The sequence below is a fragment of the Empedobacter sp. GD03797 genome (genome assembly GCF_029842105.1).
Lineage (GTDB): Bacteria > Bacteroidota > Bacteroidia > Flavobacteriales > Weeksellaceae > Empedobacter > Empedobacter falsenii_C.
The window spans coordinates 1-2973 of the sequence record NZ_JAOCFS010000061.1 but is presented as its reverse complement, the minus strand read 5'-3'; the positions used below and the strand labels follow the sequence as shown (position 1 = coordinate 2973).

The 2973-nt window shown below is 25.9% G+C and carries 4 protein-coding genes; 2 read left to right on the top strand and 2 right to left on the bottom strand.

Going from position 1 to position 2973, the window contains the following annotated elements; all coding sequences use genetic code 11:
- A partial coding sequence (locus tag N5D90_RS17000) for an acyltransferase family protein (protein WP_407932370.1) occupies positions 1–220 on the top strand: 220 nt, incomplete at its 5' end.
- A 252-nt stretch (positions 221–472) separates the two neighbouring features.
- On the opposite strand, the gene N5D90_RS16995 is transcribed toward N5D90_RS17000, so the two are convergent.
- Together N5D90_RS16995 and N5D90_RS16990 are read right to left on the bottom strand one after the other, a co-directional pair.
- On the bottom strand, positions 473–970 hold the full coding sequence (locus tag N5D90_RS16995; protein WP_244957947.1) for a hypothetical protein: 498 nt from the start codon (positions 968–970) through the stop codon (positions 473–475).
- Between the two features lie 29 nt (positions 971–999).
- Positions 1000–1527 carry a hypothetical protein gene (locus tag N5D90_RS16990; protein ID WP_280063464.1) on the bottom strand — a complete coding sequence of 176 codons (528 nt, stop codon included), beginning with the start codon at positions 1525–1527 and terminating at the stop codon, positions 1000–1002.
- Between the two features lie 173 nt (positions 1528–1700).
- On the opposite strand from N5D90_RS16990, the gene N5D90_RS16985 reads away from it, so the two are divergent.
- On the top strand, positions 1701–2918 hold the full coding sequence (locus N5D90_RS16985; protein WP_280063462.1) for a LuxR C-terminal-related transcriptional regulator: 1218 nt from the start codon (positions 1701–1703) through the stop codon (positions 2916–2918).
- Positions 2919–2973 lie beyond the last annotated feature (55 nt).

Below are 2973 nucleotides of genomic sequence, written 5' to 3'. Positions count from 1 at the left end.
AATACTTCAACACAAAATTCTGGTTTATTTAGGTGAAATCAGTTTTGCGTTTTACATGATTCATATGATTGTGATAAAATATGGAAATCAATATTTACCTAAAATCAATGATTTTCAGAAAATTGGAATTTATTTTATAATTGCTTTAATTCTAAGTGCATTAACGTTTGAATATTTTGAGAAACCCGTTGCGAAGTGGATTAAAAATAAAGTGAAGTAGTAGCGAGTATTTCTAAAAATTAATTCAAATAGTTGATTATAATTGAAATTGTAACAATGATAATTGAAACAACAATCAAAATATCTAAGTAATTTATTTTTTTCGAACCAAAATTTGTTGTTCGTTTGCGTTTTCGTGAATACACTATTTCTTTGTTCATTTTTTTAAAAGAAAATAAGCCGCGAGTTATCACGACTTATTTGTCAAATAATTAATAGTACATTATATAGTTAAAAGTTTTTAGTAATCCTATTATTGGTACTTGTAACAACTTCCTGTTTTCTTTGCCGATTTACCGGTCATTTTATCAGATAATAATAGAATAAATGGACATCTAACTTCTGCAGCTTGTTGTTTCAAAACTTTTTCTGCACGTTCATCTTTTCCATTTCCTGTTCTGAAGTTAATCATACCTGTTTTAGATTTTAAATCATCTCCTTTTTTCAAACCTGCAACCAAAGATTTATCTTCCAAAATAATCACTTTCCCCCAATCTTTATCGTCTGTAATTTCAATTTTATCAGAAACATCCTCAATACGCGTACTTTTCCCGTAAAATACTTTATTAACAGAATATTTACTCAAAGACTGTATAGCATCTTCTCCATCATACGTATACTCTACCGTAAATTCTCCTACACGCTTAATCTGACCTTCGATAATCTCACCAGAATGTTTGTAAATTTTATCTACTTGTCCAAATGCTAGCGAAGCCATAAGACCTAATCCTAAAATAAAAATGTTTTTCATTGTTAATTGTTTTAAATATTGACTTAATTTTAATTGATTTCTAAAATACTTTCAGTTTCGTTGATTGTAATTGTGGTTTTTAGAGGACTAGATTCCAGTAAACCATAATTTTCTTTTAGATTGGTGGTCGGTTTTTTCAATAAATCAATTAATTGATCAATTGATTCTTGATAGATTTTCTTTTTTGTTGAGTTCTTAACTAAAGAGATATAATACGTCTTATAGTTTTTCTTAATTGGAGCTTCTTTTTCTATTTCTTCTGCAATATTTTTAAAGAAACTAGTTCTATTTTCAGAATTTTTGACCACAATACGTTTTATATTTTTACCTTCAGTTTCTACCTCAATATTCAACGTATATGGTTCAATTTTTACTGAGTTGTACATTACTTTTTGATTTCCAAAATTATCTTCAACAGATGCAGAAGAAACTTTATAAAAATCCTCTAACTCATTTACTCGATTTCCAATAAATTGTTTTAAATTTTTATAATCCAAATTTTGAGAGAAACCTATACTACACAATAATAGTAATAAAGTAGATAAAATAATCTTCATTTTTATAAATAATTAGCTATTAACACTACATTTATGTGTTAAATAAATTCTTTGCAAATTTTAGGATTCAGTACTTAAATTCCTACTTTTGCAGGAGTAGTTATGAGGTAGTTTAATGATTACTACCTATGGGTAGTTGAGTTACTTTACTAAATATCAGTTATATAATAAAAATGAATAACAAAACACTTTTAATATTCTTTACTCTATTTTTCACCCAGGTAGGGATAGGAAATACAATAAATTCCGAAATTCTAAAAAAAGAAATTTCATCTTATAATGAAATCGGTTCATTTGATAAATCAATTATCAAATTGGATAGTATTATACATTCTAAAAACGTAACGAATTACGATTTATATAATTTGTATTTGTTAAAATATCTTACATATAAAACATTATTAAATTATCCAGAAGCAGAAGAAAATTTAAACGTTGCTGAAAAATTTGGCTTAAAGAGTTCTAAATATAAATCCGAAGTTGAGACAAGAGTTTTGATTGAACGAATCTTTATCCAATTTGATTATTTAAAATATGATAAGGTTGAGGAATTGCTCGAAAAAGTAAATAAATCTAATTTAAAATATTTGGATGCCGAAACGTTTGGCTTTTATATTTCTGTTATAGGCACAATGAATAGTATAAATAAAAATTATATTCAGGCAGAAAAAGATTATTTGGAAGGTATAGAAATTTTGAAGCAAAAATCTCCCAAACATTTACCTAATATTTATAGAAAGCTTTTACACTTATATACAGAAACAAAAGACAATAAGAAGGCTTTAGAAGCTTTTAGCAAAGGGTTATATTATGCAAAACATTTTGGTATAAAACTTTATATTTTGAATATGTATGAATCTCTTACTTGGTATTATGCTCAGAATGAAGATTGGGAAAAAGCATATAAAACAAGATTAATTGTGAATGATCTTGCAACCGATTATGATGCAATTAATCAAAGTGGAAAATTACAAAATTTAGAAAGAGAAATCATTAACAAGCGAAATGATTTAGAAGTTCGAAATCAGAAAAATATCCGACTATTTCTGGTTATTATTTCTGCAATTTTGATCATATTATTAATTGTTCTTTATAAATTCTACAAGATAAACATCGAAAAAAGAAAACTTGTTGAAAATGAAAATGAACGGATGAGAAATAAACTTTCTAATTTGATTAATCATTCAAATAATGCAAATCAAGTTGAAAAGAAAATCATTTTAAGTGATTATAATCTTTCGGAAAGGCAATTGGATATCATCGAATTAGTAAAAAAAGGATTTACAAATAAAGAAATTGCAACTGAACTCTATATTTCTGAGAATACAGTGAAATATCATTTGAAGGTTATTTACAATACTTTAGGAATAGAGAGTCGTAATTCGTTGTAAATAATAAAAGTCTACTCATATAAAATGAGTAGACTTTTTGTTAATTAATTATAAA